2 protein-coding genes are annotated in these 1,765 nt (G+C 72.0%); both read left to right on the top strand.

Annotated elements, in window-relative coordinates:
• Positions 1–110: 110 nt before the first annotated feature.
• Complete coding sequence (locus ACWDAK_RS41165) at positions 111–743, top strand: RNA polymerase sigma factor (protein ID WP_427396351.1); 633 nt, start codon at positions 111–113, stop codon at positions 741–743.
• Positions 740–1,531 carry a hypothetical protein gene (locus ACWDAK_RS41170; RefSeq protein WP_427396352.1) on the top strand — a complete coding sequence of 264 codons (792 nt, stop codon included), beginning with the start codon at positions 740–742 and terminating at the stop codon, positions 1,529–1,531. The genes ACWDAK_RS41165 and ACWDAK_RS41170 overlap by 4 nt, the downstream gene beginning before the upstream one ends.
• Positions 1,532–1,765 lie beyond the last annotated feature (234 nt).

The raw sequence follows: 1,765 nt of genomic DNA on the forward strand, positions 1-1,765 counted from the left end.
CAGCCTCGGCTACCGCAGTCCCGCCGAATACGAGACCGTCCTGGCGGCCTGACCACCACACCAACGGTGTCCGTCAAAGCGGAGCAAGCTCAGACTATTCAGATCCAGACATGCGGACTCGGATACGGGCCAGCGACCGGGACGCGTTCGGGCAGCTTTTCGACGCGTACGCGCACGCGGTGTACAACCATGCGTACCGGCTCACCGGGGACTGGTCGACAGCGGAGGATGTGATGTCGCTGACGTTCCTGGAAGCATGGCGTCAGCACGGCCGCGTCAACGCCGAGGGCGGGTCACTGCGGCCCTGGCTGCTGGGCATCGCCACCAACCTGGTCAGCAACCAGCGCCGGGCCGCCCGGCGACACCGGCAAGTGATGGCCCAACTGCCGCCCGTGCCCGAGGACGTCCCCGACTTCGCGGAGGAGGCGGCCGGGCGGATCGACGACGCGGCGCGGATCGCTGCCCTTCAGGACGCGTTGGCGCGGCTGCGGCGCCCCGACCGCGAGGTGCTGGCCCTGTGCGTGTGGGCCGGTCTGGACTACCTGGAGGCCGCCGAAGCCCTCGGCGTACCGGTGGGCACCGTCCGCTCACGGCTTTCCCGCGCCCGGGCCAAGCTGCACCGCTTCACGGAGGCAGCCGCCCACCGGGCGCACCGAAATAAGCGGGAACTCGGCCGCGACCCGCACCAGATAGAGAGTGGGCCCGCGACCGCGGCCCCGTCCCCCAAGGAGGCACACCAGTGAACGCCGACCAGCGGCCGGATCCGGTCGAGCGCGCCGAACCGCTCGGGCAACTGCCCCTGCCGGCCGAGCGCGACCTCCCGCCAGGACGCCACGCCCTACATCGGGAGCGCCTGATGCGCCGGATCGACCTCGACACCCCCGCCACCTCGCACACCAGGCCGCGCTTCCGGCGTCGGCTGGTCTTCACGCTCGCCGGCGCCCTCGCCGCGGGCGCGGCCGTGGTGGGCGTGACGCTGTACGACAGGGCGAACAGCGGGCCGCTGAGCTCCGCCGAGCTCTCCAGCTGGACCAGCAACCCGACCCCCGTGGACACCTCGAGGGGCCCGGGCGCCACCACCCTGAAGTGGTGCCTGGACGGGATGCCGGGCGCCGGCGAGCCCGTCACGATCACCAACGCGGACCTCCGCGGCAAGGTCACCTCCATGGTGGTCGCCCGCGGCGGCACCGTCATGCTCTGCTACGTCGCCTCGAAGAACAGCGGGCTGTCGATGTCGATCGGTGCTGTGAAGCCCGTCGCGCACGATGTGATCACCTACGACACGGGTGGCTCCCACGGCAGCGGCTCGGCCACGTTCAACTACGCCGAGGGTCTCGTCGGGGCCGACGTCAAGGCGGTCACCATGAAGGACGCCGGACGAACCTTCGAGGTCACCCTGGACAACGGCCGCTGGACCGCCTGGTGGCCCGGCTCCGACCACGACAACGGTGGCGTGCCTGACTCGGTGACCCTCACCCTCGCCGACGGCACCACCCGCACCGTCACCGGGGACTCGCTGTTCCCCAGGTAGGCCAGGGCGGCCGGTGGCCCACCGCGCGAGGGCGGGCACCGTGGTGGTGGTCGGTCGGCAACGGTGATCACGTGGCAGGGGCAGGGCCGGTTCGTGTGGCCATTACGCGGGTCTGACACGAGCGGTGGCGGCGTCCGGCCTGTCGGTTCGTCGTGCTGCCCGGACACTGACCAGGTCTGCACGGCCGCCGTCCCGGCCAGGTGTAGCCGGCCCGGCGTGCCCGGCCGGCGGCGC

The organism is Kitasatospora sp. NPDC001175 (genome assembly GCF_053598215.1).